The organism is Burkholderia sp. HI4860 (assembly GCF_002223045.2).
In the GTDB taxonomy this organism is placed as follows: domain Bacteria; phylum Pseudomonadota; class Gammaproteobacteria; order Burkholderiales; family Burkholderiaceae; genus Burkholderia.
On record NZ_NKFO02000003.1, the window covers coordinates 3,500,260 to 3,526,012 of the forward strand.

The 25,753-nt window shown below is 66.9% G+C and carries 23 protein-coding genes and 1 other RNA gene; 15 read left to right on the forward strand and 9 right to left on the reverse strand.

Annotation, left to right across the window (positions count from 1 at the left end):
* Window positions 1-36 precede the first annotated feature (36 nt).
* The 3 genes from CFB34_RS31685 to lipA are packed head-to-tail and all read left to right on the forward strand — an operon-like array spanning window position 37 to window position 3,129.
* Complete coding sequence (locus CFB34_RS31685) at window positions 37-1,041, forward strand: alpha-ketoacid dehydrogenase subunit beta (protein WP_089440244.1); 1,005 nt, start codon at window positions 37-39, stop codon at window positions 1,039-1,041.
* 4 nt (window positions 1,042-1,045) lie between these two features.
* Entirely contained in the window at window positions 1,046-2,161 is a 1,116-nt protein-coding gene (locus CFB34_RS31690) for an acetoin dehydrogenase dihydrolipoyllysine-residue acetyltransferase subunit (protein WP_089440243.1), read from the forward strand.
* Between the two features lie 2 nt (window positions 2,162-2,163).
* Window positions 2,164-3,129 (forward strand): lipoyl synthase, encoded by a 966-nt coding sequence (gene lipA / locus CFB34_RS31695; protein WP_089440242.1) that lies wholly within the window; start codon window positions 2,164-2,166, stop codon window positions 3,127-3,129.
* A gap of 11 nt (window positions 3,130-3,140) precedes the next feature.
* Here the strand turns inward: lipA and CFB34_RS31700 are convergent, their stop codons facing one another.
* The 8 genes from CFB34_RS31700 to trxA form a co-directional block, all read right to left on the reverse strand.
* The gene (locus CFB34_RS31700) at window positions 3,141-4,502 is read right to left on the reverse strand and encodes an MATE family efflux transporter (protein ID WP_089440241.1); all 1,362 of its coding nucleotides are present in this window, start codon (window positions 4,500-4,502) and stop codon (window positions 3,141-3,143) included.
* 2 nt (window positions 4,503-4,504) lie between these two features.
* Window positions 4,505-6,337 carry a UDP phosphate-alpha-4-amino-4-deoxy-L-arabinose arabinosyl transferase gene (locus CFB34_RS31705; RefSeq protein WP_089440240.1) on the reverse strand — a complete coding sequence of 611 codons (1,833 nt, stop codon included), beginning with the start codon at window positions 6,335-6,337 and terminating at the stop codon, window positions 4,505-4,507.
* A 144-nt stretch (window positions 6,338-6,481) separates the two neighbouring features.
* Window positions 6,482-6,742 (reverse strand): type B 50S ribosomal protein L31, encoded by a 261-nt coding sequence (locus CFB34_RS31710; protein WP_006753671.1) that lies wholly within the window; start codon window positions 6,740-6,742, stop codon window positions 6,482-6,484.
* A 157-nt stretch (window positions 6,743-6,899) separates the two neighbouring features.
* Complete coding sequence (locus CFB34_RS31715) at window positions 6,900-7,733, reverse strand: M90 family metallopeptidase (protein ID WP_089440239.1); 834 nt, start codon at window positions 7,731-7,733, stop codon at window positions 6,900-6,902.
* 38 nt (window positions 7,734-7,771) lie between these two features.
* Entirely contained in the window at window positions 7,772-9,328 is a 1,557-nt protein-coding gene (locus CFB34_RS31720) for an MFS transporter (protein ID WP_089440238.1), read from the reverse strand.
* Window positions 9,325-9,825, reverse strand: coding sequence for a MerR family transcriptional regulator (locus CFB34_RS31725; RefSeq protein ID WP_089440237.1), 501 nt, complete (start codon window positions 9,823-9,825; stop codon window positions 9,325-9,327). The genes CFB34_RS31720 and CFB34_RS31725 overlap by 4 nt, the downstream gene beginning before the upstream one ends.
* A gap of 132 nt (window positions 9,826-9,957) precedes the next feature.
* Window positions 9,958-11,220: a transcription termination factor Rho gene (gene rho, locus CFB34_RS31730; protein WP_006478662.1), complete on the reverse strand. Its 1,263-nt coding sequence runs from the start codon at window positions 11,218-11,220 to the stop codon at window positions 9,958-9,960.
* A gap of 193 nt (window positions 11,221-11,413) precedes the next feature.
* On the reverse strand, window positions 11,414-11,740 hold the full coding sequence (gene trxA / locus CFB34_RS31735; protein WP_006402348.1) for a thioredoxin TrxA: 327 nt from the start codon (window positions 11,738-11,740) through the stop codon (window positions 11,414-11,416).
* 403 nt (window positions 11,741-12,143) lie between these two features.
* Between trxA and ffs the strand changes: the two genes are divergently transcribed.
* The 10 genes from ffs to CFB34_RS31785 all read left to right on the forward strand — a co-directional run bounded on the left by ffs (window position 12,144) and on the right by CFB34_RS31785 (window position 21,771).
* Window positions 12,144-12,242, forward strand: an RNA gene (gene ffs / locus CFB34_RS31740) — signal recognition particle sRNA small type.
* Window positions 12,243-12,370: 128 nt separating this feature from the next.
* Window positions 12,371-14,734, forward strand: a complete 2,364-nt coding sequence (locus tag CFB34_RS31745) for a DNA polymerase III subunit gamma/tau (protein ID WP_089440236.1) — start codon at window positions 12,371-12,373, stop codon at window positions 14,732-14,734.
* A gap of 92 nt (window positions 14,735-14,826) precedes the next feature.
* Window positions 14,827-15,153: a YbaB/EbfC family nucleoid-associated protein gene (locus CFB34_RS31750; RefSeq protein WP_006482124.1), complete on the forward strand. Its 327-nt coding sequence runs from the start codon at window positions 14,827-14,829 to the stop codon at window positions 15,151-15,153.
* Between the two features lie 31 nt (window positions 15,154-15,184).
* Window positions 15,185-15,781 (forward strand): recombination mediator RecR, encoded by a 597-nt coding sequence (gene recR / locus CFB34_RS31755; protein ID WP_006478665.1) that lies wholly within the window; start codon window positions 15,185-15,187, stop codon window positions 15,779-15,781.
* A gap of 98 nt (window positions 15,782-15,879) precedes the next feature.
* Entirely contained in the window at window positions 15,880-17,085 is a 1,206-nt protein-coding gene (locus CFB34_RS31760) for a CaiB/BaiF CoA-transferase family protein (RefSeq protein ID WP_089425563.1), read from the forward strand.
* Window positions 17,086-17,307: 222 nt separating this feature from the next.
* Window positions 17,308-18,069, forward strand: coding sequence for a 5'/3'-nucleotidase SurE (surE, locus tag CFB34_RS31765; protein WP_089440235.1), 762 nt, complete (start codon window positions 17,308-17,310; stop codon window positions 18,067-18,069).
* Window positions 18,066-18,998 (forward strand): protein-L-isoaspartate(D-aspartate) O-methyltransferase, encoded by a 933-nt coding sequence (locus CFB34_RS31770; protein WP_089440234.1) that lies wholly within the window; start codon window positions 18,066-18,068, stop codon window positions 18,996-18,998. The genes surE and CFB34_RS31770 overlap by 4 nt, the downstream gene beginning before the upstream one ends.
* A gap of 5 nt (window positions 18,999-19,003) precedes the next feature.
* A complete protein-coding gene (locus CFB34_RS31775; protein WP_089440233.1) occupies window positions 19,004-19,891 on the forward strand; it encodes a peptidoglycan DD-metalloendopeptidase family protein in 888 nt (295 codons plus the stop codon).
* Window positions 19,892-19,902: 11 nt separating this feature from the next.
* On the forward strand, window positions 19,903-20,991 hold the full coding sequence (rpoS, locus tag CFB34_RS31780; protein ID WP_089440232.1) for an RNA polymerase sigma factor RpoS: 1,089 nt from the start codon (window positions 19,903-19,905) through the stop codon (window positions 20,989-20,991).
* Between the two features lie 3 nt (window positions 20,992-20,994).
* Window positions 20,995-21,771, forward strand: coding sequence for a 3'-5' exonuclease (locus CFB34_RS31785; protein ID WP_039360281.1), 777 nt, complete (start codon window positions 20,995-20,997; stop codon window positions 21,769-21,771).
* Between the two features lie 33 nt (window positions 21,772-21,804).
* Here CFB34_RS31785 and CFB34_RS31790 read toward each other — a convergent pair whose 3' ends face one another.
* A complete protein-coding gene (locus CFB34_RS31790) occupies window positions 21,805-22,659 on the reverse strand; it encodes an endonuclease/exonuclease/phosphatase family protein (protein WP_089440231.1) in 855 nt (284 codons plus the stop codon).
* Window positions 22,660-22,823: 164 nt separating this feature from the next.
* Here CFB34_RS31790 and rlmD point away from each other — a divergent pair, with 164 nt between their 5' ends.
* On the forward strand, window positions 22,824-24,278 hold the full coding sequence (rlmD, locus tag CFB34_RS31795) for a 23S rRNA (uracil(1939)-C(5))-methyltransferase RlmD (RefSeq protein WP_069248106.1): 1,455 nt from the start codon (window positions 22,824-22,826) through the stop codon (window positions 24,276-24,278).
* A 126-nt stretch (window positions 24,279-24,404) separates the two neighbouring features.
* Window positions 24,405-25,727, forward strand: a complete 1,323-nt coding sequence (locus CFB34_RS31800; RefSeq protein WP_089439146.1) for an IS4 family transposase — start codon at window positions 24,405-24,407, stop codon at window positions 25,725-25,727.
* The last annotated feature ends 26 nt before the right edge of the window (window positions 25,728-25,753 follow it).

Genomic DNA, 25,753 nt, shown 5'->3' on the forward strand with positions numbered 1-25,753 from the left:
GCCGACACGGCGAACCGAACATTCCAGGAGACAGACATGGCAAGGAAAATCACTTATTCGCAGGCGATCAACGAGGCGCTCGCGCAGGAAATGGCGCGCGACGACAGCGTGATCGTGATGGGCGAGGACAATGCGGGCGGCGCGGGCGCGCCGGGCGAGGACGACGCGTGGGGCGGCGTGCTCGGCGTGACGAAGGGGCTGTTCCACAAGTTTCCGGGCCGCGTGCTCGATACGCCGCTGTCGGAGGGCGGCTACATCGGCGCGGCGGTCGGCGCCGCCGCGTGCGGGATGCGGCCCGTCGCGGAGCTGATGTTCATCGATTTCATGGGCGTGTGCTTCGACCAGATCTTCAACCAGGCCGCCAAGTTCCGCTACATGTTCGGCGGCAAGGCCGTGACGCCGGTCGTGATCCGCGCGATGTACGGCGCCGGCCTGCGGGCGGCCGCGCAGCACTCGCAGATGCTCACGTCGCTGTTCACGCACATTCCGGGGCTGAAGGTCGTGTGCCCGTCGACGCCGTACGACGCGAAGGGGTTGCTGATCCAGGCGATCCGCGACAACGATCCCGTGATCTTCCTCGAGCACAAGCTGCTCTATACCCGTGAAGGCGACGTGCCGGAGGAGTCCTATGCGATTCCGTTCGGCGAAGCGAACGTGATGCGCGACGGCGACGACGCGACGATCGTCACGTACGGCCGGATGGTGCATCTCGCGATGGACGCGGCCGCGAAGCTCGCGAAGGACGGGATCCAGGTCGACGTGATCGATCTGCGCACGACGTCGCCGCTCGACGAGGACACGATCCTCGAAAGCGCGGAGCGCACCGGGCGCGTGGTGGTCGTCGACGAAGCGAACCCGCGCTGCTCGATTGCGACCGATATCGCCGCGCTGGTCGCGCAGCGCGCGTTCCATGCGCTGAAGGCGCCGATCGAGCTCGTGACCGCGCCGCATACGCCCGCGCCGTTCGCGAGCGTGCTGGAAGACCTGTATATCCCGTCCGCCGATGCGATTGCGCAGGCGGTCCTGAAGACGAGGAGCTGACACGATGTCGATTCACATGATCACGATGCCCAAGTGGGGGCTGTCGATGGAGCAGGGGCAGGTCAACGGCTGGCTGAAGGCGCTCGGCGAACGCGTGACGAAGGGCGACGAAGTGCTCGACGTCGAGACCGACAAGATCTCGTCGGGCGTCGAATGCGCGTTCGACGGCACGCTGCGCCGGCAGGTCGCGCAGGAAGGCGAGACGCTGCCGGTCGGCGCGCTGCTCGGCGTCGTCGCGGCCGCCGACGCGAGCGATGCCGACATCGACGCGGCGATCGCCGAATTCCAGCGCGATTTCGTGCCGAGCGCGGCGTCCGACGAAGCCGCGGGCCCGCAGCCCGAGAAGGCGCAGATCGGCGGCCGGACGGTACGCTTCCTGAAGCTCGGCGAAGGCAGCGGCACGCCCGCCGTGCTGATCCACGGCTTCGGCGGCGATCTCAACAACTGGCTGTTCAATCACGCGGATCTCGCCGCGCACCGGCCGGTGTGGGCGCTCGACCTGCCCGGTCACGGCGAGTCGGGCAAGGCGGTCGAGACGGGCAGCCTCGATGAGCTGGCCGACGCGGTGCTCGCGCTGCTCGATGCGAAGGGCATCGACCAGGCCCACCTGATCGGCCATTCGATGGGCGGTGCGGTGGCGATGGCGGCGGCCGAGCGCGCGCCGCAACGCGTCGCGTCGCTGACGCTGATCGCGAGCGCGGGGCTCGGCACCGACATCAACCGCGCTTACATCGACGGCTTCGTCGCCGGCAACAGCCGCAACACGCTGAAGCCGCACCTCGGCGCGCTGTTCGCGGACAACGCGCTGGTCACGCGGCAGCTCGTCGAGGATCTCGTCAAGTACAAGCGGCTCGAAGGCGTGCAGGCCGCGCTGGAGAAGATCGCGCATGCCGCGTTCGACGGCGCTGCCCAGCGGCGCGTGTTCCGCGACCGGCTCGCGACGCTTGCGCCGCGCACGCTCGTGATCTGGGGCGAGCGCGACCAGGTGATCCCGGCGCAGCACGCGCAGGGTTTGCCTGACGGCGTGCGTGCCGAGGTGATCGCCGGCAGCGGGCACATGGTACAGATGGAGGCGGCCGCCGACGTGAACCGCCTGATCGTCGCGTTTCTCGGAGACTGACGATGGCCGCCGCGCTCGAACGACCCAGCCTCACGGCGCTCGGCCAGCCGGGCGCGAGAAGCCGTGACAAGCTCGCGCGCATTCCGGTGCGCGTCGAGCCCGCGGCCGGTGCGGCGTTGCCGAAGCCGCCGTGGCTGCGCGCGCGGCCGATGATGAGCGCGGCGGTCGCCGACATGGCGGCCGTGTTGCGCGACCATCGGCTGCATTCCGTCTGCGAAGAGGCGATGTGCCCGAACATCGGCGAATGCTTCGCGCAGCGCACGGCGACCTTCATGATCATGGGCGGCCTGTGTACACGGCGCTGCCCGTTCTGCGACGTCGCGCACGGCCGCCCCGACCCGCTCGACGCCGACGAGCCCGCGCGGCTGGCCGATGCGGCCGCGGCGCTCGGGCTGCGCTACGTCGTGATCACGTCGGTCGATCGCGACGACCTGCGCGACGGCGGCGCCGCGCATTTCGCCGCCTGCATCGCGGCGGTGCGCGCGAGCGTGCCGGGCATCGGCGTCGAAGTGCTGACACCGGACTTCCGCGGCCGCGTGGCCCGCGCGCTCGATGCGCTGTCGACGGCCTGGCCCGACGTGTTCAACCACAACATCGAGACGGTGCCGTCGCTGTATCGCGCGGCGCGGCCGGGCGCCGACTATCGCGGCTCGCTCGAACTGCTCGCGCAGGCGAAGCGGGCACGGCCTGAGCTGGTGACGAAATCGGGATTGATGTTCGGGCTCGGCGAGTGCGACGACGAAGTGCGCGACACGCTGCGCGACCTGCGTGCGCATGACGTCGACGTGCTGACGCTCGGCCAGTATCTCGCGCCGTCCGCGCACCATCTGCCGGTACGGCGCTACGTCAGCCCGGACGCATTCGCCGCGTGGCGCGACGAGGCGCTGTTGCTCGGTTTCAGGGAAGTCGTCGCCGGCCCGCTCGTGCGGTCGTCGTATCACGCGGCCGACGTGCTGGAAGAGACGTAACGGGCGGCGCGTCAGGCGGACGTGGAAGCGGCGGCATGCGCACGACTGACGCGGCGCAGGTACAGCACGAGCCCGGCGCCCGCGAGCATCAGGCTGATCGTGTTCGCGAACCAGAAGCCGCGCGCGCCGGTCAGCCACGCGGGCGCGATGCCGCCCACGTCGAAACCGAGCGCATAGCCGCCGCTGAGCCCGACGCCCCACAGCGCGACCGCATAGATCACGGTCGGCACGACCGCGACCTTGTAGGCGCGCAGCACGAACGCCGACGTGACCTGCAGCGCATCGAAGACGTGGTAGCACGCGACGATCGCGACGAGCGGCATCGCGGCCGCGGCGACGGCCGGGTTCGGCGTATAGCCGCCGATGATCAGCGGGCGCAGCACGAACACGAGCAGGCCGTAGGTCGCGGCAATGCCGCACGCGAAGATCACGCTGTGCCGGCCGAGCAGCCGGGCTTCCTCGGGCCGTCCGGCGCCGAGCGCGCGCGCGACCAGCGTCGACGCCGCCACGCCGATCGACAGCGGCGTCATGTACAGCACCGCGCCGATGTTGCCGGCGATCTGGTGGCCGGCGAGCGTCGTCGTGCCGAACTGCGCGATGAACAGCGCCATGCACGTGTACGACGTGACCTCGATCAGGTACGACAGGCCCATCGGCACGCCGAGTTTCAGGATCGCCTTCTGGCGCGCCCAGACCGGCCAGCAGAAGCGCGAGAAGATCGCGAGCGGCGCGAATACGTCGAGCTTCGCGAGCAGCGTGTAGCCGATCAGCGCGAGCGCCCAGTTGATCAGCGTGCTGGCGAGCCCGCAGCCGGGGCCGCCCAGGGCCGGCACGCCGAATCCGCCGAAGATGAACCACACGTTGAGCGGAAACTTGAGCAGCAGCGCGCCGATCTGCAGGATCATCGCGAGGCGCGGCTTGCCGGCCGCGTTGGTCAGCGCGTTGTAGATGCGGAAGACGAGGCTGGCGGGCAGCCCGTACGACAGGATGCGCAGGTAGTCGACGGTGCGGTCGTGCAGCGCGGCGGGCGTGTGCGCGACGCGCAGCAGCGGTTCGGGAAAATGCAGCAGGAGAAAGCCGGGCACCGCGAGCAGCAGCGCGAGCCACAGCGCCTGGCGCACTTCTTCGCCGATCTCGGCGTAGCGGCGCGCGCCGTACAACTGCCCGGTAATCGGCTGCAGCGCCGACAGGATGCCCGTCAAGCCGATATAGATCGAAATGTAGATCGACGAACCGAGCCCGAGCGCGGCGAGATCGACGGCCGAGTAGCGCCCGACCATCGCGGTGTCGATCACGCCGAACGCGATGATCGCGAGCTGGCCGACGAGCACCGGCCACGCGAGACCGACGATCCGGCGGATGTCGCCAAACATCGTCAATCGGCCGGCTGGCGGCGCGGCGGACGCCGCTTGACGGGCGTCTTCGGCCGTTCGATGCGCTCGTACAGGCGGAAGCGCTCGTCACGGTCGGCGGCGCGGCGGCCTTCCCACACGAGACGCCACACGTATTGCGACATCGAGCTCGGCTCGCCGAAGTCCGAGCGGTCCTGGCGCAGGATCACGTCGCAGTCGCCGGAGAAGTCGAAGCGCATGTTGCCGAAATACGCGAAGGTCGCGATCTGCGCGTCACCGAGCCGCACCGGCGAGATGCACTCGTAGTCGGACGGCAGGTGCACGGCGATCTGCTGCGCGACGTCGCGATAGGTCCGGCCGTAGTTGACGATCGGCAGCCACAGCGTCATCAGCAGCACCCACATCAGCGTGGTGCCGGCACCCGACAGCACGACGCTGCGCCACAGCACTTTCGGCTGCCGCGAGATGCGCCAGCGCACCAGGAAGCACCAGCATACGGTGGCGATCACCGCGCAGATGAACGACAGGATCTTGAAGTGCGGCTCGTAGCCGGGCACGAGGCGGGCGAGGTTGCGCGCGAGCGGATGCGGGAAGCCCGTGATCGAGGCGAGCCACACGAGCCACACGAAGGTGCCGAGGATCGTGAAGCTCAGCACCGCGAACCAGTCGATCGCGTTGATCGCGCCGCGCTTGAGGGTCGGCAGCGCGAACGTCGCGAGCACCGCGAGCGGCGGCAGCAGCAGCATGTACATGCGGTTCGACTGCTGGCTCTGCAGGATCACGAGCGCGACGAGCGGCACCGCGACCGACAGCGGAATCGCGATGTGCGCACGGCGGCGCATGCCGGCCCAGCTCCACCATGCCCAGATCGCGAGCGGCCACGCGGGCCACGTGAACAGCGGCAGGTTCTTCGCCGCATAGCCGAGCACCGCGGTCGGCGGGCCCGAGAAACGCATCAGGCTGCCGTGGATCCACTGGTTGAAGAACCATGCGGCATCGTCGGGCGCCGCGACGTACGCGGCCAGCGGCCACAGCGCGAAGATCGCGGCCGCGAGCGGCACGCCGATGAGCGGCAGGCGCAGGTTGCGCATCTCGGGTGTGACCAGCCACAGCACGGCCGTGCCGGCGAGCAGCGCGACGACCAGCACCGGATTGCCGGACAGCGCGACGAGGCCCATCGCGAGGCCCCACCACAGCGCGCCCTGCATCGGCTTGTCGATGCCGCGCACGATCCCGTAGACGAGCATCGCGATCCACGCGAACTGCGCGAGCTGCGGCGTCGTTTCGTGCCCGCGCTCCGCGAGGCCGAAGCAGGCGACGAGCACCAGCAGCGCGCCGTCGGCGAGCGTGCGGCCGTAGTCGCGCGGCTCGGGCTCGCCGCCGAATGCGTACTTGAACGGCTGGACTTCGGCGCGCCGGCCGAGCAGGTAGGCCGCGTACCAGACGAATGCGCATGCGACGCAGAACAGCAGGCCGGTATCGACGCGCGACGCGTTGCTTGCGTCGACCCACGGGCCCAGGCCGCGGATCGACAGCGCGCCGAGCCAGTAGCCGAGCGGCCCGTCGGTCGTGATGAACTTGCCGACCAGATTCGGCAGCAGCCAGTCGTGCCAGCCGCCCTTGGCCATCGTCCACATCACGCCAAAGCCTGCTGCGTCCTCGTTCTTCCACGGGGCGCGGCCGAACAGGCCGAACGCGGCGTAGACGAAGCAGAGCGTGAGCAGCAGCCAGCGCGGTAGCGCGCGCGTGGCGGAGGCGGTGAGACGGACGACAGGCTTCATGCAGATGAGCGATTTGTTATGGGCGGGTGGCCGGCGCGGATGCGCGCGGTCGAGCCGGTTTCGAGCATCCGGCATTGTAGACGCGCCCGCTGTTGCGCGTCAGGTCGATGCCCGGGCGCCGGCTGGCGCCTGCCGGGCGAGCAGAGACAAAAAAGGGCAGCCTGGGCTGCCCTTTTGTGCGGTACCGGTGCAATGCAACCACCGGATGCAATGCGAAGCTTACTTCGCCTTGCCGCTGGCGCGAACGCCGAACTTGTTCTTGAACTTCTCGACACGGCCTGCCGTGTCCATGATCTTTTGCTGACCCGTGTAGAACGAGTGCGATTCCGACGACACTTCGATCTTGGCGAGCGGGTAGGTCTTGCCGTCGAGTTCGATGTTTTCGCGCGTCTGGATCGTCGAGCGCGTGATGAACTTGAAGCCGTTCGACATGTCTTGGAAGACGACTTCGCGGTAGTTCGGGTGGATGCCTTCTTTCATGGTCTTTCCTTGGTGAGAGCGGTAGCCAACCCGCCGCTTGCCGTGCCGGAACGCGCATATTGCGCAAACCGGAGGACGCCAAGCCCGGCGCGAGCCACTTGCCTAAGGTCGAAAAACGGCGATTATGCCAGAAAATCAGATGGTTGACGAATAATTTTCACGGTGCGTCGAGCGCGCCGGTGCTGGCCGGATCCTGCCGGTAGTAGCGCGCGAGCAGCCGGTACAACTCCGGAAATTCGGACTCGAACGCTTTCGGCCGGACGAACAGCGCTTCGCTGCATACCGCGAAGAATTCCGACGGGTGGTCGGCGGCATAGGGATCGATCAGCGAATCCCGCTCGAAGCGCGCCCACGCTCGGTCCGGCACGGCGTCCACGCGCGCGCAGAACTGGTCGTACGCGTGCTCGAACACGTCGGCCCAGGCCTGCGCATCGAGGTGCGGCGCGTGCCAGCGGCGAAATAGGGGCGGATAGCCATCGGCCGCGCCGTTGACCATGTCGATCTTGTGCGCGAACTCGTGGATCACGACGTTGTACGCGTCGTGGCCGTCCGTCATCTGCGCGTCTTCCCAGGACAGGATCACGGGGCCGCCTTCCCAGGCTTCGCCGCTCGCATCCTGCTCGACTTCGTGCACGACCCCGTCCTCGTCCTGCACCGTCTTGCGGATCACGAATTCGCCCGGATACACGACGACGCCGACCCAGCCGTCATACAGCGACAGATCGAGATTCAGCACGGGCAGGCAGGCCTGCGCGGCGATCGAGACGATCATCGCATCGGTCAACTCGAGCCCGTGCGCGGTCGAGAACGATTTCTTCGCGACGAACAGGCTCGTCAATTCGCGCAGCCGGCCGAGCGCGTCGGGCGGCAGTGCCGCGAGGAACGGCAGGCGCTCGACGGTGTCCTGCCACAGCGCGTCGGGAATCGGGTGGCTGCGCAGCGCGCGGTTGCGGCGGCGGTCGTCGAACCAGCGGGTCAGTTTCGAGAGCATGAAGGCGGTTCGCGGAAATCCAAAGCCTGTCTTTTAACTCAATCGATCTCTTTTTGCCATGCCGCAAAAAGGCCGCCGACGAGCGCCACGCCCGCCAGGAAGTAAAAGCCGTCGAGCGACGCGAGGAACGACGCCTGTTGCGCGACCATGCGCGCGATCGACGCGATCGCGAGGCCGTGCGCCTCGTTCAACGCGTGGCCGGCGGCGGCATAGCTGCGCGTCAATGCATCGACGGTCTGCTGGAACAGCGGGTCGAACACGTTGGCACGCTCGACGAGCCGCGTCTGGTGCACGGCCACGCGGTGCTGTTCGACGATGATCACCGACGACGTCGCGACCGAGATCGTCAGTTGCCGCACGATGTTCTTCAGCCGGTAGCCGTGCGTATATTCGTCGATCGCGAAGATCCGGAACGTCAGGTTGGCCACCGGCAGCACGATGAAGAGCAGCAGCAATCCGCGCAGCAGCAGCGGGACGATCAGCGCGGCTTCGCCGACCTGCGGCGTCATCCGCGTCATCCACAGCGCGGCCGTGATCGCGATCGCGAACCCCGGCACGACGAACCACTTCTTGTGCGTGACGAATTTCGCGTAACGCAGGTACGCGAACAGCGCGGTGGCCGAAATCAGCGACATCGTGCCCACCAGCCGCCCGGCGTTCTCGACCGGATAGCCGAGCCCGCTTTCGAGAAAGCGCGACGTCAGGTAACTGAAGCCCGTCGACTCGTAGTAATAGAACATGTAGAGCAGCAGCCCGACCTGGAACGTCCGTTCGCGGAACGCGTGCAGGCGCACGAGCGGCGTCGGGTGGTTCCACTGGTGATACGCGAACCACGCAAGCGCGCCGATCCCCGCGATCGTCAGCAGGATCAGCATCGGCGAGCCGCTGTAGAGCTGGTAATGCACCTGCTGCAGCACGATCTGCAGCGCGCCTTGCGCGAGCGCGAACACGACATACGGCCAGAAGTGTCCGGAGCCGCGTTCGTCGTCGGGTGTCCGGCCCGAATCGGGCAGCGTGAGCAGCGCGAGGATCGCGAACGCGATGCCGGCCGGCGCCGAGCACGCGAACAGCGCGCGCCACGTCGAATGTGCGACGAGCAGGCCGCCCACAATTGGCGCGAGCGCGCTGCCGAGCAGGATCATGATCAGGAACGCCCGTGTCGCGGGCGGCCGTTCCTGCGGCTTGAAGCTGATCTGGATCAGGATCCGGCACGCGCCCATCATCGGGCCGATGAAATAGCCCTGAAAGCCGCGCGCGAACGCGAGTTCGAGCGACGTGTCGGCGAGCGCGGCCGCGATCGCGCCGAACGAGAACATCAGCATGCAGCCGGCGACGTAGCGGCGATGGCCTAGCCGGTCGACCCACCATTGCTGCTGCAGGATGCCGAGCACGGCCGTGACCGCGTAGGCGCTCGACGACCACACGAGTTCATCGGGCGATGCGTTGATGCCGCCGGCGATGTAGCTCGCGAAGAACGAGAAGATCGCGTTGTCGAAGTAGTCGATGCCGGTAACGAGCGCGAGCGCCCACGGGAACAGGTCCGCGCGCAGGTTCGCGCGGCTCCACAGCGGCGAGCGACCGGGCATCGCGCTCACTCGCGCGCCTTGCGCGTGCGCCGCGTGCCGGCTTCGGCTTGCCGCTGCGCGATCAGCGCATCGGCGTTTTCGCCGGCAAGACGCCGTTCGACGTAGTCGATGTCGTGCTGCAGTTCCTTGCGCAGCGCGACGGCTTCCTTCAGTTCGCGCTGGACGGCCGCGATCCGCCGGTCGAGCGTGTCGACCTGCTCGGCCAGGCCGGTGCGGATGTCGCGCAGCGACGCGTCCGAATAGCGGCGCCGGCCGTCGCCCGTTTCTTCCAGCGGGCGCTTCAGCATCTCGGTGATGCCGTGCAACGAGAAACCGAGCGCGCGCAGCCGCAGGATGCGTGAGAAGCGCTCGAGATCGGCCTCGTCGTAGAGGCGGTAGCGGCCTTCGCTGCGTGACGGCGTGACGAGCCCGCGCTCCTCGTAATACTTCAGCGTGCGCGGCGTGACGCCGAGTCGTGACGCCGCATCGCTCACGGTCAGCAGCGGAGTGGAGGTGTCATTCGGCATCGGGAGGAGGATGGGATTCGGGCGATGACGCGATTATAGATCAACCTGTACGTTCACGTTCAGGTTGACACCGAAAAACGGCCGCCGGGCAGGATGCGCGGGCGGCCGTCTTTTGGGTGCGGGGCGGGGCGATTATCCGCCGCGGCGCATCAGGTCGAAGAATTCGGAGTTGCTCTTCGTCTGGCGGATCTTGTCGAGCAGGAATTCCATCGCTTCGACTTCGTCCATGTCGTGGATGAACTTGCGCAGCACCCAGATCTTCTGAAGGATCTCGGGCTTGATCAGCATTTCTTCGCGACGCGTGCCCGACTTGTTCAGGTTGATCGACGGATACACGCGCTTTTCCGCGAGGCGGCGCTCGAGGTGCACTTCCATGTTGCCGGTGCCCTTGAACTCTTCGTAGATCACGTCGTCCATGCGGCTGCCGGTTTCGATCAGCGCGGTGCCGATGATCGTCAGCGAACCGCCTTCCTCGATGTTGCGCGCCGCGCCGAAGAAGCGCTTCGGACGCTGCAGTGCGTTCGCGTCGACGCCACCCGTCAGCACCTTGCCCGATGCCGGGATCACGGTGTTGTATGCGCGTGCGAGACGCGTGATCGAGTCGAGCAGAATCACGACGTCGTGCTTCATTTCGACGAGGCGCTTGGCCTTCTCGATCACCATTTCGGCGACCTGGACGTGGCGCGTGGCCGGTTCGTCGAACGTCGATGCGATCACTTCGCCGGCGACCGAGCGCTGCATTTCGGTCACTTCTTCAGGGCGCTCGTCGATCAGCAGCACGAACAGGATCACGTCCGGGTGGTTCTGCTTGATCGCGTGGGCGATGTGCTGGAGCATCACGGTCTTGCCCGACTTCGGCGACGCGACGAGCAGGCCGCGCTGGCCCTTGCCGATCGGCGCGATCATGTCGATGATGCGGCCCGTGACGTTTTCCTCGCCGCGCATTTCGCGTTCGAGCGACAGCGGCTTGTTCGGGTGCAGCGGCGTGAGGTTCTCGAACATGATCTTGTGTTTCGAGGCCTCGGGCGGCTGCCCGTTGACTTTGTCGACCTTCACCAGCGCGAAGTAGCGCTCGCCGTCCTTCGGCGTGCGGACTTCACCTTCGATGGTGTCGCCGGTGTGCAGGTTGAAGCGGCGGATCTGCGACGGGCTGATGTAGATGTCGTCGGTGCTCGCGAGGTACGACATTTCCGGCGAGCGCAGGAAGCCGAAGCCGTCCGGCAGCACTTCGAGCGTGCCGTCGCCGAAGATCGTCTCACCCGTCTTGGCGCGCTTTTTGAGAATGGCGAACATCAACTCCTGCTTGCGCAGGCGGTTCGCGTTTTCGATCTCCAGGCCATTGGCCATTTCGATCAGTTCGGAGACGTGCAGAGACTTGAGCTCGGATAAATGCATACGGAGAACCCGCCAGGGAGGAGACGACGAAAGAAATAAAGGGAGGAGGGCGAGCGGAAGCGCTCAGAGACTTAAATGCGTCTTGTAGACGTTTTTTAATTCTAGCATAGGCCGATTCGCGCTTGAGCGAGCGATCGGCGGCTTGTCGACGGACGTGTTGCCGGCTGACAACACGTCCGCGGAACTGCCTGTATTACAGGTGGCTGTCCAGGAATGCGGTGAGCTGCGACTTCGACAGCGCGCCGACCTTCTGCGCGGCGGCCGCGCCGTTCTTGAACAGGATCAGCGTCGGGATGCCGCGCACGCCGAACTTCGCAGGCGTTGCCTGGTTGTCGTCGACGTTGATCTTCGCGATCTGCAGCTTGTCGCCGTAGTCCTTCGCGACTTCGTCCAGGATCGGGGCGATCATTTTGCACGGGCCGCACCATTCGGCCCAGAAATCGACGAGCACGGGCTTGTCGGATTTGACGACGTCCTGTTCGAACGATGCGTCGCTGATGTGTTTGATCTGTTCGCTCATTGGGTCAATACCTCTTACGGTTCGGGGACTGCCTGCTTGCGCGTTGCGGCGTACCGGCCGCCGTTGGGGGCCGGCCGCTGCGGCAGGTCACTCCACTCTCCGGAAAGGAGGCGTGTAAGCGCTGCATGCCGCGGCTCGCGGGTCGTTCGGGCGTCATATTAGCCTAAATTGCTATCTGCTGCGGGCGGCGATAGTAGCCGCTACGCGAGTAGGGGTACGACGCGGCGTTCGACCGTTGTGTCCAGCAGGTGGAGGCCGGCTCGCAAATTACAAGGGGCGGACGCGCAGGTCATTCGCGTCGGGTGGGCTGCATGGCCCGATGCGCGTCGGTTTGTCGGGTCATATTCGCATTGATGCGAACAAACGGTCGCATTCATCCGGAAGCGGTGATAGAATATGCCGTGACGGGCCTCCTCGCATGGTGGGGCGGTGAACCTGGTCAGGTCGGGAACGAAGCAGCCACAATCGTTTTCCGCCAGTGCCGAGGGTTGGGCTCGTCACCTTCCATCTCGCCCCGTTCGCCGGGCGTTTTTTATTTCTGCACCCCGCTCCGTTTTACCTGCGCGTTTGCCTGTCTTCCGCACCGTTTCGCGTGTCGGCGCGACGCAGCGTTACTGATACAATTTCCCGATGACCTATCAAGTTCTCGCACGCAAGTGGCGTCCGAAGGATTTCGCTTCGCTCGTCGGCCAGGAGCACGTCGTCAGGGCGCTTACGCACGCGCTCGACGGCGGGCGTCTCCATCACGCCTATCTGTTTACCGGAACCCGCGGTGTCGGCAAGACGACGCTGTCGCGGATCTTCGCCAAGGCACTCAATTGTGAAACCGGCATCACGTCGCAGCCGTGCGGCGTGTGTCGCGCCTGTCGCGAAATCGACGAAGGGCGTTTCGTCGATTACGTCGAGATGGATGCCGCGAGCAACCGCGGCGTCGACGAAATGGCCGCGCTGCTCGAGCGCGCGGTGTACGCGCCCGTCGATGCGCGCTTCAAGGTCTACATGATCGACGAAGTGCACATGCTGACGAATCACGCGTTCAACGCGATGCTGAAGACGCTCGAGGAGCCGCCGCCGCACGTCAAGTTCATCCTCGCGACCACCGATCCGCAGAAGATCCCCGTCACCGTGCTGTCGCGCTGCCTGCAGTTCAACCTGAAGCAGATGCCGGCCGGGCACATCGTGTCGCATCTCGAACGGATCCTCGGCGAAGAGCAGATCACGTTCGAGCCGCAGGCGCTGCGCCTGCTCGCGCGCGCCGCGCAGGGCAGCATGCGCGATGCGCTGTCGCTCACCGACCAGGCGATCGCCTATTCGGCGAACGAGGTGACCGAGTCGGCCGTGTCGGGCATGCTCGGCGCGCTCGACCAGACTTACATGGTGCGTCTGCTCGACGCGCTCGCCGCAGGCGGCGGCCCGGAAATCCTCGCGATTGCCGACGAGATGTCGCTGCGCAGCCTGTCGTTCTCGACCGCGCTGCAGGATCTCGCGAGCCTGCTGCATCGCATCGCGTGGGCGCAGTTCGCACCGGGCTCGGTGCTCGACGAATGGCCCGAAGCGGGCGACCTGCGCCGCTTCGCCGAGACGCTGAGCCCCGAGCAGGTCCAGTTGTTCTATCAGATCGCGACGGTCGGTCGCGCCGAGCTCGGCCTGGCGCCGGACGAGTACGCCGGTTTCACGATGACGCTGCTGCGGATGCTCGCGTTCGAGCCGGCGGTTGCCGCCGGCAGTGCGCCGGTCGGGCAGCCGTCCGCGCCGCGCGCGGTGCCGGGCCCGCGCGTGGCGGCGGCATCGGCCGCTACGGCGAAGCCGGTATCGGCCGCACCTGCCGCAGCAGCGCGGCCGCAGGCAATTGCCCCGGCAGCGCCGGCGGCACCCGTTGTGCGCGCAGCGCCGGTGCAGTCCGGCGACGAAACAGACCGGCCGGCCGTGAAACCGGCTGTCGTCGAAGCAGCCGCGCCGGCCCCGGTTGACGCGCCAGTCATCGAAACGCCGCAGCCGCAGACGGCTGCAGCACCGCAAGCGGAGCCGGCCGGCGATCACCCGACGCCTGTCCGCAAGGAACCGGAGCCGCCCGCCGCCGTTGCGCAGCGAAGCGACGAGCCGGCTGCGCCGGCCGAACCGATGCCGCGCGCTGCGCCGCCTGAGCCCGCCGCGCGTCCGTCGGCGCGTTCCGGAGGCGCCGCCGCCGCGCTCGACGTGCTGCGCAATGCGGGGATGCGCGTGTCGTCCGATCGCGGGCGCGCAGGCGCCGCCGCCGTGAAACCGGCAGCCCAGCCGGCCGTCGAGAAGCCGGCCGCTCCGCGTCCTGCCGCCGTCCAGGTGCCGACGCCGCGCGCAGCGGCCCGTGCACCGCAGGCAGCCGATTCGCGCCAGGCGTCGCCGCCGTGGGAGGACATCCCGCCCGACGACTACGTGCCGCTCAGTGCCGACGAAATGTTCGGCGGCCCGCCCGACGATGGCTTCGTGCCGGTGTTCGACAGCGGCCCCGACGACGTACGCGTCACGCCCAAGCCGGCGGAAACCCGTCCGTCCGCACCGGTCGACACGCGTCCGTTGCCGCCCGCGATCGCACTCGATCCGGTCGGCTTCGACGGCGAATGGCCGGCGCTGGCCGCGCGGCTGCCGCTCAAGGGCGTCGCGTACCAACTCGCGTTCAACAGCGAACTGACGGCCGTAGACGCGACGACGTTGAAACTTTCCGTGCCGGTGCCGCAATATGCGGACGCCGCGCAGGTGGCGAAGCTGAAGGCCGCGCTGGCCGATGCGCTCGGCAAGCCGGTCGAGGTGGCCGTCGAAGTCGGGCCCGCACGGCGTACGGCGGCGGCGCTCGATGCGGCCGCGCGCGCGGCTCGCCAGCGCGAGGCCGAGCAGGAGATTCATGGCGATCCGTTCGTCCAGCAGCTCGTGCGCGACTTCGGTGCGCGCATCGTCGAGGGTTCGGTGCGTCCGCTCGCCGATGCGGCGCCGGACGGCCCGCCGCCGACGCTGCATTGAACTGAGCGCCCCGCGACAGGCACAATCACGCCCATATATTGGCCGGCACGCGCCGCGTGCCGGTTTTCACACGATCAAGAAGGAGTATTCCCATGTTGAAAGGCAACCTCGCCGGACTGATGAAGCAAGCGCAGCAAATGCAGGAAAACATGAAGAAGATGCAGGAGCAGCTTGCGCTGATCGAAGTCGAAGGGCAGTCGGGCGCCGGCCTCGTCAAGGTGACGATGACGTGCCGCAACGAAGTGCGTCGCGTGTCGATCGACCCGAGCCTGCTCGCGGACGACAAGGACATGCTCGAGGATCTCGTCGCGGCTGCGTTCAACGACGCCGTGCGCAAGGCCGAAGCGACGTCGCAGGAAAAGATGAGCGGCATGACGTCGGGCCTGCCGCTGCCCCCGGGCTTCAAGCTGCCGTTCTGAGCGTAGCGTCCGTGTCACTTTTTGCTGCCGTATGAAACAGCCGTCCGCCCTGTCCGCGCTCGTCGAAGCGTTGCGCGTGCTGCCCGGCGTCGGGCCGAAATCCGCCCAGCGCATGGCGGTCCACCTGATGCAGCACGATCGGGAGGGCGCGGAGCGGCTCGGCCGGTCGCTGCTGTTCGCGACCGAGCACCTGCAGCACTGCGAGAAGTGCAACACGTTCACCGAAGCGCAGATCTGCGAGGTCTGCAGCGACGAAGAGCGTGATCCGACGCTGCTGTGCGTCGTCGAGACGCCTGCCGACCAGATCATGCTCGAGCAGACGATGACTTACCGCGGGCTGTATTTCGTGCTGATGGGCCGGTTGAGCCCGCTCGACGGGATCGGCCCGAAGGAAATCCATTTCGACCGCCTCGTGCGGCGCGCGTCCGACGGTGTCGTCAAGGAAGTCGTGCTCGCGACCAATTTCACGAACGAAGGCGAAGCCACCGCGCACTACCTCGGCCAGACGCTGAAGGCGCGCGGGCTCGCGGTCACGCGCCTCGCGCGCGGCGTGCCGGTGGGCGGCGAGCTCGAATACGTCGACGCGGGCACCATCGCCCGCGCGATGCTCGACCGCCGCACGATGTAAGCCGGGCGCCGCCGGCCGGCGGCGTCGCGCGCCTCTCGAGCGGCCGTTCTCGTGGCAACGCATGCACGTTCCATATGTAAACAGACCCTAGGAGACACATGAGCACCAGCCAGGGCCCGCTCGCGGGCGTCAAAGTGCTCGAATTCGGAACGCTGATCGCGGGGCCGTTCGCGTCGCGGCTGTTCGCCGAATTCGGCGCGGAAGTGATCAAGATCGAGGATCCGAACGGTGGCGACCCGCTGCGCAAGTGGCGCAAGCTCCATCCGGAGCAGGGCGGCACGTCGCTGTGGTGGTCCGTCCAGGCGCGTAACAAGAAATCGGTCACGCTCAACCTGAAGGCCGACGCCGGCAAGGCGATCGCGCGGCAGCTCGCGCGCGAGGCCGACATCGTGATCGAGAATTTCCGCCCGGGCCTGCTCGAAAAGCTCGGGCTCGGCTACGACGTGCTGTCGGCCGAGAACCCGGGCCTCGTGATGGTGCGCCTGTCCGGTTACGGGCAGACCGGCCCGTACCGCGACCGGCCCGGCTTCGGCGCGATCGCCGAATCGATGGGCGGGCTGCGTCACATCACCGGCTATCCCGAACTGCCGCCGCCGCGCATCGGCATCTCGATCGGCGATTCGATCGCCGCGCTGCACGGCGTGATCGGCGCGCTGATGGCGCTGCATCACCGCAAGGTCAACGGCGGTGCGGGGCAGGTGGTCGACGTTGCACTGTATGAAGCCGTCTTCAACATGATGGAAAGCGTGGTGCCCGAATACGGCGTGTACGGGATGGTGCGCGAGCGCACCGGCGCGTCGCTGCCGGGCATCGTGCCGTCGAATACGTATGCGTGCCGCGACGGCAGCATCGTGATCGGCGGCAACAGCGATCCGATCTTCAAGCGGCTGATGAAGGCGATCGAGCGCGACGACCTCGCGGACGATCCCGCGCTCGCGCAAAACGACGGGCGCGTGCCGCGCACGCAGGAGATCGACGACGCGATTGCCGCGTGGCTCGCGCCGCGCACGATCGAAGAAGCACTCGTCGTGCTCAACGCGGCCGACGTGCCGGCCGGGCGCATCTACAGCGCCGCCGACATGTTTACCGATCCGCAGTTCGTCGCGCGGCAGATGATCCAGCGCTTCAAGCTGGCCGACGGCACCGACATTCCGCTGCCGAACATCACGCCGAAGCTGTCCGACACGCCGGGCGAAACGCGCTGGCTCGGGCCCGAGCTCGGCGAGCATACGGACGAGGTGCTGCGCGGCCTCGGCTACGACGCGCCGGCGATTGCCGCACTGCGCGAAGCGGGCGCGATTTGAGCACCCTCGGGCCTGTGGCTTCGCGCCGGGCTCCCGAGGTTGAGCATTTCCCCAAGGCGCCCCGTTCGCGGCGGGAAACCCGGGGCGGCGCGGCGTTTTCCTGAGCATGCGGAACGCCGCGCCGCAACGCGGCGGCGCAGCGTGTCCGGGTGCCGGCAGCCGTCCATCCGCAGTCGCCGGACTGTCGCTCTCGCGCCATCTTTCCTCGGTTACAATCGCCGGATGCGAATCCTACTCAGCAACGACGACGGCTATCTCGCCCCCGGTCTCGCCGCGCTCAGCGACGCGCTGCAGCCGCTGGCCGAGCTCACGGTGATCGCGCCCGAGCAGAACTGCAGCGGCGCGTCGAATTCCCTCACGCTGTCGCGGCCGCTGTCGGTGCAGCGCGCGGCGAGTACGGGTTTCTTCTACGTGAACGGCACGCCGACCGATTCGGTCCACGTCGCGTTGACGGGGATGGCCGACGCCAGGCCCGACCTCGTCGTTTCCGGGATCAACAACGGCCAGAACATGGGCGAAGACACGCTCTATTCGGGGACAGTTGCGGCCGCCACCGAAGGCATCATGTTCGGCGTGCCGGCCATCGCATTCTCGCTGGTCGACAAGGGCTGGGCCCATCTGGCGGACGCCGCGCGCGTCGCCGCGGAAATCGTCGAGCACTATCTCGCGCATCCGCTGCCGGGCCAGCCGCTGCTCAACGTCAATATTCCGAACCTGCCGTACAACGAACTGAAAGGCTGGAAGGTCACGCGCCTCGGCAAGCGTCATCCGTCGCAGCCGGTGATTCGCCAGACCGACCCGCGCGGCGAACCGATCTACTGGATCGGCGCGGCGGGCGAAGCGCTGGACGCCAGCGACGGCACCGATTTTCATGCAGTGGCAAACGGTTTCGTGTCGATCACGCCGCTGCAGCTTGACCTCACGCACACGCAGATGCTGCCTGCGACGCGCGAATGGGCGCGCGCCGGAGGGCGGGCTTCATGAGCGGCGAGCGCGCGAAGCGGTTCCCGCTCGCGCTCGAAGATCTCAAGCGAGCGCCACGCAAGTCGGAAGGTCGGGCCGGCGAACGCCATGCGGCGGTCTCGGCATCGAAGGCCGCCGACAAGCCTGCGGCCGTGCTGAAACCGGTTGCGGTGAAGCCCGCTGCGACGCGATCGGCCTTGCCCGGCTCCGCCGCCGCGAAGCCGGCGACCGCACCGAAGCCGACCGCACTGAAGCCCGCGATGCCGAAGCCGGCCGCGCCGAGCGTCGCGCCGGCCGGCACGTTCGCGCTGACGTCGGAACGTGTGCGCGAACGGATGGTCGAACGGCTGCGCGCGAACGGTGTGACCGACGCGCGTGTGCTGGAAGCGATGGCCGCGGTGCCGCGACACATGTTCGTGGATCCGGGGCTCGCAACGCAGGCCTACGAGGATTCGGCGTTGCCGATCGGCCACCAGCAGACCATTTCAAAGCCGTCGGTCGTCGCGCGCATGATCGAGCTCGCGATGGCCGGCCGCACGCTCGAGCGCGTCCTCGAGATCGGCACGGGCTGCGGCTATCAGGCCGCCGTGCTGAGCCACGTGGCACGCGACGTGTATTCGATTGAACGCATCAAGCCGCTCTACGAGCGCGCGAAGCTGAACCTGCGGCCGCTGCGCGTGCCGAATATCCGTCTGCACTACGGCGACGGGCGTGTCGGCCTGCCGTCCGCGGCCCCGTTCGACGCGATCGTGATCGCGGCGGCAGGGCTCGACGTGCCGCAGGCGCTGCTCGAGCAGCTCGCGATCGGCGGGCGGCTCGTCGCGCCGGTCGGCGCGCAGAGCGGGCAGCACCAGGTGCTCACGCTCGTCGAGCGCGTCGCGCACGCGCAATGGCGAGAGTCACGGCTTGATCGCGTTTTCTTTGTCCCTTTAAAATCCGGAGTAATTTGAAACCGATGAGTATGTTGCGCGCGATGCAAAACAACCGTTCCAGGGAACCGCTCACGCTCGCCCAGCGGGCGATCTGCGTAGCTGCGTTCTCCACGCTTCTGGCCGCCTGTGCGACGCGGCTCGACAACGCGCCCGTCGTCGATCGCTCCGGTTCGCTCGGCACGACCGGCACCGCGCAGCCCGCGGCGCCGCTTCCGCCGGCGCCACCGGGTTACTACCGGGTGAAGCCGGGCGACACGCTGTACCGGATCGCACTCGAAAACGGGCAGAACTATCGCGACATCGCCGCGTGGAACAACCTGGCGAATCCGAATCAGATTGAAGTCGACCAGTTGCTGCGCGTTTCGCCGCAGGCCGGTGCCGCCGTGGCGGGCACGCAGGTCGCCGCGCCGATCGCGGGCGCCGCCGTTGCGACCGCGCCGCTCAGCAGCGGCCCGGCAGCGCCGGCCGCCGGCACGTCGTCGTCGGTCGCGACGCCGCCTGCCGCAGCAGCCGCATCGAGCGATACGGCAGCCGCGCCGAGCGGCCCCGTGACGTTCGCATGGCCCGCGCGCGGCCCCGTGCTGAACGGTTTCGACGACGCGAAGAACAAGGGCGTCAATATCGGCGGGTCGGCCGGCGAGACCGTGAAGGCGGCGGCCGACGGTCGCGTCGTCTACTCCGGCAATGGCCTGCGCGGCTACGGCAACCTCATTATCATCAAGCACGATGCAACTTACCTCACGGCGTATGCACACAATCGCGCTTTGATGGTAAAAGAGGGGGACGCGGTAACGAAGGGGCAGAAGATCGCCGAGATGGGGAACAGCGATTCCGACCGCGTGATGCTGCATTTCGAGGTTCGCCGGCAGGGTAAACCTGTCGATCCGCTGAAGTATTTGCCGCCTCAATAACCGAGACGACCATGCCGAAATCGAAGCGCCACGAGCCGCAAGCCGAATCTGAGAAAATCAGTCGAGCCACGCAAGCATCGGTGGGGCGAGCTGGTGCTTCGACGGACGACGAAGACGACGTCGCGGACAACGAGCGTGACCTCGAGGCACGCGACGCCGACGCGGACGGTGGCGACGACGAGCGCGAAGGCCGTGTCGAGGCGGCGCCCGATGTCGACGATTTCCGCACGATACTGCAGGCCGAGCTCACGGCCGACACGATCCAGCATTACCTGAACCGCATCAGCGTGAAGCCGCTGCTCACCGTCGAGGAGGAGCAGCGCTATTCGCGTCTGGCCAAGGCCGGCGAATTCGAGGCGCGGCAGGTGATGATCGAGCGCAACCTGCGTCTCGTCGTCAGCATCGCGAAGGGGTATCTGAACCGTGGCGTGCCGCTGCTCGACCTGATCGAGGAAGGCAACCTCGGCCTGATGCATGCCATCGAGAAATTCGACCCGACGCGCGGCTTCCGTTTCTCGACCTACGCGACGTGGTGGATTCGGCAGAGCATCGAGCGCGCGATCATGAACCAGGCCCGCACGGTGCGCCTGCCGGTGCACGTGATCCGCGAACTGAACCAGGTGCTGCGCGCGAAGCGCCACCTTGAAAAGAACTCGATGTCGACGGGTGAAGCGGCCGAGCGCCGCGAAGCCAGCATCGACGACATCGCCTATCTCACCGGCAAGACCGCCGAAGAAGTCACCGACATCCTTGCGCTCAACGAGCACACGGCGTCGCTCGACGCGCCGCTCGACCTCGATCCCGCGAGCAGCCTGCTCGACCTGCTGCCCGACGACCAGAGCCAGTCGCCCGACGCCGAGGTGCAGCACCGCGAGCTCGAGACGCTGACGCGCGCGTGGCTGTCGCGGCTGTCCGACAAGCATCGGCACGTGATAGAGCGCCGCTTCGGCCTGAACCACATCGAACCGGCAACGCTCGAGGAGCTGGCCGACGAGATGGGGCTCACGCGCGAGCGTGTGCGCCAGATCCAGCAGGAAGCGCTGGTGCGCCTCAAGCGGTTTTTCGCCTCCAACGGCGTGCGCAAGGACGCCGTTCTGTAACTGATGACTCCGATTCTTGTTTTTGACATCGAGACGATTCCCGATGTCGACGGCATTCGCCGTCTGGAAGACCTGCCCGCGACGCTCGACGATGCCGCCGTGGCCGAGCATGCATTCGCCGCCCGTCGCGAGAAGACCGGCGGCGATTTCCTGCCGCACCACCTGCAGCGCATCGCGGCGATTTCCTGCGTGTTCCGCGACAACAACGGGTTTCGTGTGCGCTCGCTCGGCACGCCGCAGGACAACGAAGCGACGCTGATCCAGTCGTTCTACCGCGTGATCGAGAAATACACGCCGCAACTCGTGTCGTGGAACGGCGGTGGCTTCGATCTGCCGGTGCTCCATTACCGCGCACTCGTGCACGGTATCCCTGCGAGCCGCTACTGGGATCTCGGCGAGGACGACCGCGATTTCAAGTGGAACAACTACATCTCGCGCTACCACTCGCGGCATACCGACCTGATGGATGTGCTCGCGATGTATCAGGCGCGCGCGAATGCGCCGCTCGACGCGCTCGCGAAGATGTGCGGTTTTCCGGGCAAGCTCGGGATGGACGGCAGCCAGGTGTGGCCGGCGTTCCAGGCCGGGCGGATCGAGGAAATCCGCAACTATTGCGAAACCGACGTCGTCAATACTTACCTGTTGTACTGCCGGTTCCAGTTGATGCGCGGCGGCCTGACGCCGAGCGAGTATGCGGACGAGATCCTGCTCGTGAAGAACTCGCTTGCACAGGAGCCTGCGTCGCACTGGGCCGAATACCTGGCCGGATTCGACGCCTAGCGCGGGCGAGGTGCGCTGCGGCCGGCGGCGCGATCATGCCAGTTCGAGCAGCACCGGCTGGTGATCGGACGCGCGCACGTCGCCGTCGATCTCGCAGCGCGTGACGCGCGGCATCAGCGTATCGGTCACGAACACGAAGTCGCACGCGAGCGGCCCCTCCGACCATTGCACCGTATCGTAGACACCCGCCGTCGGCGGTGGCATGCGGCCCGGGTGTCGAGCGACCCATGCGTCGATGAAGCGCGGCGCGTCCGGGATCGGCTCCAGGAGTCGGCAATAGGCGTCGCTGCCGAACGCGCTGTTGAAGTCGCCACAGACGATTGCATCGCATGGCTGGCCGGTTGCGCTGAATGGCCCCTCGGCGGTTTCGGCGGGCGCCGGTCGTGCCGCGTGCGCGCAGGCCTCGCGGTGCCGGTCGCGCAATGCGTCGACCTGGGCGAGCCGCTGGCGCGCCGAATAATATTCCAGATGCGTGGTGACCACCCGCAGTGGCCCAAAGGGCGTCTGCAACTCGACGTCGAGCGCGACGCGCGGCATCGACGGCGCGCCGGCGTCGGCCGGCCACGGCAGCAAGCGGCGGAGCACGCGCCCGACCGGCAGCCGGGTCGCGATTGCGTTGCCGAACTGGCGGCGCGGTGCGCCGGTTTCAATGGGTGGCAAGTCGGCGCCGATCGCGTCGACGATCGTATATCCGGGCAGCAGCGCCGCGAGTTCGGCGAACTGGTCTGCCCCGGGCCGGCCGGGCAGTGCGCCAAAGCCGCGCGTGACTTCCTGCAGGCACAGCACGTCGAAGTCGCCGAGCGCGCGGATCGTGGCGACGGTGCGTGACAGATCGACGCTGCCGTCCGCGTCCCGACCCCATTGGATGTTCCAGTCGATCAGTTGCATGGTCGAATCTCCTGTCGGGCGGATCTCGGCCCAGGGCGGTTCCTGAGTCGGCGCCACGGGGCACGTGGCCGCTGGCGCTCTCGGCCCCGCCTGTCTGGCCGTTCCGGCGCAATGCCGGGCCGTCTATGCTTAAGTATCGACGCTTGGCGCATGCAAAGCGGGCGATGCGGGCCCGCGTCGTCTACAATCTCGCCTTCTTCAACGTTTGTCAGGAAAAGCTGGTGTCCGAAGCCGTCCCCACTTCTGCGCGCAAATCAAGAAATGCGCCCGTCGCGCCCGGAATCGCCCCGGTTCTCGAGATCGAATCGCTCGACATGGAAGCGCGCGGTGTCGGCCGCACGATCACCGAGGACGGCGAGCCGGGCAAGGTCATCTTCGTCGAGGGCGCGTTGCCGGGCGAGCGCGTGACCTATTCGAGCTTCCGCCGCAAGCCGAGCTACGAGCAGGCGACGGTCGTCGACATTCTGCGCCCGAGCGTGATGCGCACGAAGCCGAAATGCGCGTTCTTCGGCACCTGCGGCGGCTGCTCGATGCAGCATCTCGACATGCGGGCGCAAGTGGCGGTCAAGCAGCGTGTGCTTGAAGACAACCTGTGGCACCTGGCGAAGCTGCGCGCGGAAACGATGTTCGCGCCGATCCACGGCCCGTCGTGGGGCTATCGCTACCGCGCGCGCTTGACCGTGCGCAACGTCGCGAAGAAGGGCGGCGTGCTGGTCGGGTTCCACGAGAAGAAGAGCAGCTACGTCGCCGACATGACGAGCTGTGAAGTGCTGCCGCCGCACGTGTCGGCGATGCTCGTGCCGCTGCGCCGCCTCGTCGAGGGGCTGTCGATCCGCGATCGGATGCCGCAGATCGAGCTCGCGGTCGGTTCGGAAGTCACGGCGCTCGTGCTGCGCGTGCTGGAGCCGATCAACGCGGACGACGAAGCGCTGCTGCGCGCGTTCGCGGACGAGCACAAGGTACAGTTCTGGCTGCAGCCGAAAGGGCCGGACACGGTGACGCCGTTCTATCCGCTCGACGTGTCGCTCGACTACACGCTGCCGGAATTCGGCATCCGCATGCCGTTCAAGCCGACCGATTTCACGCAGGTCAACCATCAGATCAACCGCGTGCTGGTGGGTCGCGCGCTGCGTCTGCTCGCGCCGTCGCGCGACGACCGCGTGCTCGACCTGTTCTGCGGGATCGGCAACTTCACGCTGCCGCTCGCGCGCCTGTCGCGCGAGGTGATGGGCATCGAAGGCAGCGATACGCTGACGACGCGCGCGCTGGCGAATGCGCGCGAGAACGGTGTCGACGGCCACACGACGTTCGCATGCCGCAACCTGTTTGAGGTGACGGGCGACGACATGCGTGCGCTCGGCGCATTCGACAAGTTCCTGATCGACCCGCCGCGCGAAGGCGCGCTCGCGGTGTCGAAGGCGCTGGCCGAGATCGCGCAGAGCGGCGAAGGTCCGCTGCCGAAGCGCATCGTCTACGTGTCGTGCAACCCGTCGACGCTGGCACGCGACGCGGGCCTGCTCGTGCACGAAGCCGGCTACCGCCTGAAGGGCGCCGGTGTCGTGAACATGTTCCCGAATACGTCGCACGTCGAATCGATCGCGCTGTTCGAGCGCGACTGAGTCGGGCGGCGGACGTAAAAAAACCGGCCCGCGGGCCTAATGCCGTTCAGTTAAGACCTGAACGGCATTTTTGTTTTCGGGGTTTGGAGTTGTAAACGGGGCGGCAAGCTGTTAACTTTGGTCGCGATGCTAAGCGACCACCTGACCTTCCTGTTGGATGCAGCGCCCGCCGACCTAAGTCGGCTGGGCGAGCATCTGCCGCAGGAGTGGATCGAGCAAGCCATTGATGCCACGGGCACGGCCAGCATTCGTCGCCGACGCTTACCGGCCGAACAAGTCGTGTGGTTGGTCATCGCGCTGGCGATCTACCGCCACTGGTCCATCAGTGAGGTGGTCGATAGCCTGGATCTGGTGTTGCCCAACGAAGCGACGTTCGTCAGCAAGAGCGCCATCGCTCAGGCTCGGCAGCGATTGGGTGATGCGCCCATGGCGTGGTTGTTCGAGCGAACCGCGCAAGCCTGGTGCCAGCAAGACGCGGCACGCCACGCCTTCAAGGGGTTGAGCTTGTGGGCCATGGATGGCACCACGTTACGCACGCCAGACAGTCCGGCCAATCGCGAACACTTCGGCGCTCAGGGCTATGCCAGCGGCAAGGTGGCGAGCTATCCGCAGGTGCGAGCCGTGACCCTGAGCTCGCTTCCGACTCACCTCGTTGCAAACATTGCGTTTGGTCGCTACGACACGAATGAGATGCTGTATGCCAAGCAATTGCTGGAACAGATTCCGGATCATTCGCTGACGGTCTTCGACAAGGGCTTTCTATCCGCCGAGATCCTGTGCGGCCTGAGCGCAGGCGAACGTAATCGCCACTTCCTGATTCCCGCCAAATCCAATACGCGCTGGGAAGTCGTGTCTGGCAAATCCGAGGATGCCTTGGTGCGAATGCGTGTTTCACCGCAGGCGCGGCAGAAGTGCCCGGAGTTGCCTGAATGGTGGATGGCTCGCGCGATTCGCGTGCTTGATGCGGCGGGCCGTGAGCGGGTGCTGCTGACTTCGCTGACCGATCGACGTCGATTCAAGGTGGCGGATTTGAATGCCTGCTACGAACGTCGCTGGCAGGTTGAAACCAGCTATCGCGAGCTCAAGCAATCCATGCTTGGCAGCGCACTGACGCTACGCAGCCGGACTGTCGAAGGCCTTTATCAGGAAATCTGGGGCGCTTTGATCGCCTACAACCTGATCCGTCGCGAAATGGCCTGCGCTGCCTTCGAGGCCAAGTGCGAGCCAACCGAACTCAGTTTCGTGCGCTCCTTCCACCTTATCCAGCACGAGATGATGTGGGCCGCGCGTACGCCAGCATTGGCAAAGCTCCCCGCCGTTCTGAAACGACTACGTGAGCACCTCAAACTGCTCATCAACGTAAAACGGCCCGATCGTAAATGCGATCGGGCCGTCAAATCCCTTCCGGCTCGTTATGCCGTTCGATATCTTCGGAAAGACCTTAACTGAACGGCATTAGGCCCGCGGGCCGGTTT

Excerpts from the sequence above, each read along its gene's own strand:
- CFB34_RS31790 (WP_089440231.1), bottom strand. The coding sequence starts at position 22,659 with ATGCAACTGATCGACTGGAACATCCAATGGGGTCGGGACGCGGACGGC.
- CFB34_RS31715 (WP_089440239.1), bottom strand. The coding sequence starts at position 7,733 with ATGCTCTCGAAACTGACCCGCTGGTTCGACGACCGCCGCCGCAACCGC.
- CFB34_RS31710 (WP_006753671.1), bottom strand. The coding sequence starts at position 6,742 with ATGAAAGAAGGCATCCACCCGAACTACCGCGAAGTCGTCTTCCAAGAC.
- lipA (WP_089440242.1), top strand. The coding sequence starts at position 2,164 with ATGGCCGCCGCGCTCGAACGACCCAGCCTCACGGCGCTCGGCCAGCCG.
- CFB34_RS31725 (WP_089440237.1), bottom strand. The coding sequence starts at position 9,825 with ATGCCGAATGACACCTCCACTCCGCTGCTGACCGTGAGCGATGCGGCG.
- CFB34_RS31690 (WP_089440243.1), top strand. The coding sequence starts at position 1,046 with ATGTCGATTCACATGATCACGATGCCCAAGTGGGGGCTGTCGATGGAG.
- surE (WP_089440235.1), top strand. The coding sequence starts at position 17,308 with ATGCGAATCCTACTCAGCAACGACGACGGCTATCTCGCCCCCGGTCTC.
- CFB34_RS31685 (WP_089440244.1), top strand. The coding sequence starts at position 37 with ATGGCAAGGAAAATCACTTATTCGCAGGCGATCAACGAGGCGCTCGCG.
- rlmD (WP_069248106.1), top strand. The coding sequence starts at position 22,824 with ATGCGGGCCCGCGTCGTCTACAATCTCGCCTTCTTCAACGTTTGTCAG.
- recR (WP_006478665.1), top strand. The coding sequence starts at position 15,185 with ATGAAACAGCCGTCCGCCCTGTCCGCGCTCGTCGAAGCGTTGCGCGTG.
- CFB34_RS31800 (WP_089439146.1), top strand. The coding sequence starts at position 24,405 with ATGCTAAGCGACCACCTGACCTTCCTGTTGGATGCAGCGCCCGCCGAC.
- CFB34_RS31775 (WP_089440233.1), top strand. The coding sequence starts at position 19,004 with ATGAGTATGTTGCGCGCGATGCAAAACAACCGTTCCAGGGAACCGCTC.
- CFB34_RS31700 (WP_089440241.1), bottom strand. The coding sequence starts at position 4,502 with ATGTTTGGCGACATCCGCCGGATCGTCGGTCTCGCGTGGCCGGTGCTC.
- CFB34_RS31770 (WP_089440234.1), top strand. The coding sequence starts at position 18,066 with ATGAGCGGCGAGCGCGCGAAGCGGTTCCCGCTCGCGCTCGAAGATCTC.
- CFB34_RS31785 (WP_039360281.1), top strand. The coding sequence starts at position 20,995 with ATGACTCCGATTCTTGTTTTTGACATCGAGACGATTCCCGATGTCGAC.
- CFB34_RS31760 (WP_089425563.1), top strand. The coding sequence starts at position 15,880 with ATGAGCACCAGCCAGGGCCCGCTCGCGGGCGTCAAAGTGCTCGAATTC.
- trxA (WP_006402348.1), bottom strand. The coding sequence starts at position 11,740 with ATGAGCGAACAGATCAAACACATCAGCGACGCATCGTTCGAACAGGAC.
- rho (WP_006478662.1), bottom strand. The coding sequence starts at position 11,220 with ATGCATTTATCCGAGCTCAAGTCTCTGCACGTCTCCGAACTGATCGAA.
- CFB34_RS31705 (WP_089440240.1), bottom strand. The coding sequence starts at position 6,337 with ATGCCGGATGCTCGAAACCGGCTCGACCGCGCGCATCCGCGCCGGCCA.
- CFB34_RS31750 (WP_006482124.1), top strand. The coding sequence starts at position 14,827 with ATGTTGAAAGGCAACCTCGCCGGACTGATGAAGCAAGCGCAGCAAATG.
- CFB34_RS31745 (WP_089440236.1), top strand. The coding sequence starts at position 12,371 with ATGACCTATCAAGTTCTCGCACGCAAGTGGCGTCCGAAGGATTTCGCT.
- rpoS (WP_089440232.1), top strand. The coding sequence starts at position 19,903 with ATGCCGAAATCGAAGCGCCACGAGCCGCAAGCCGAATCTGAGAAAATC.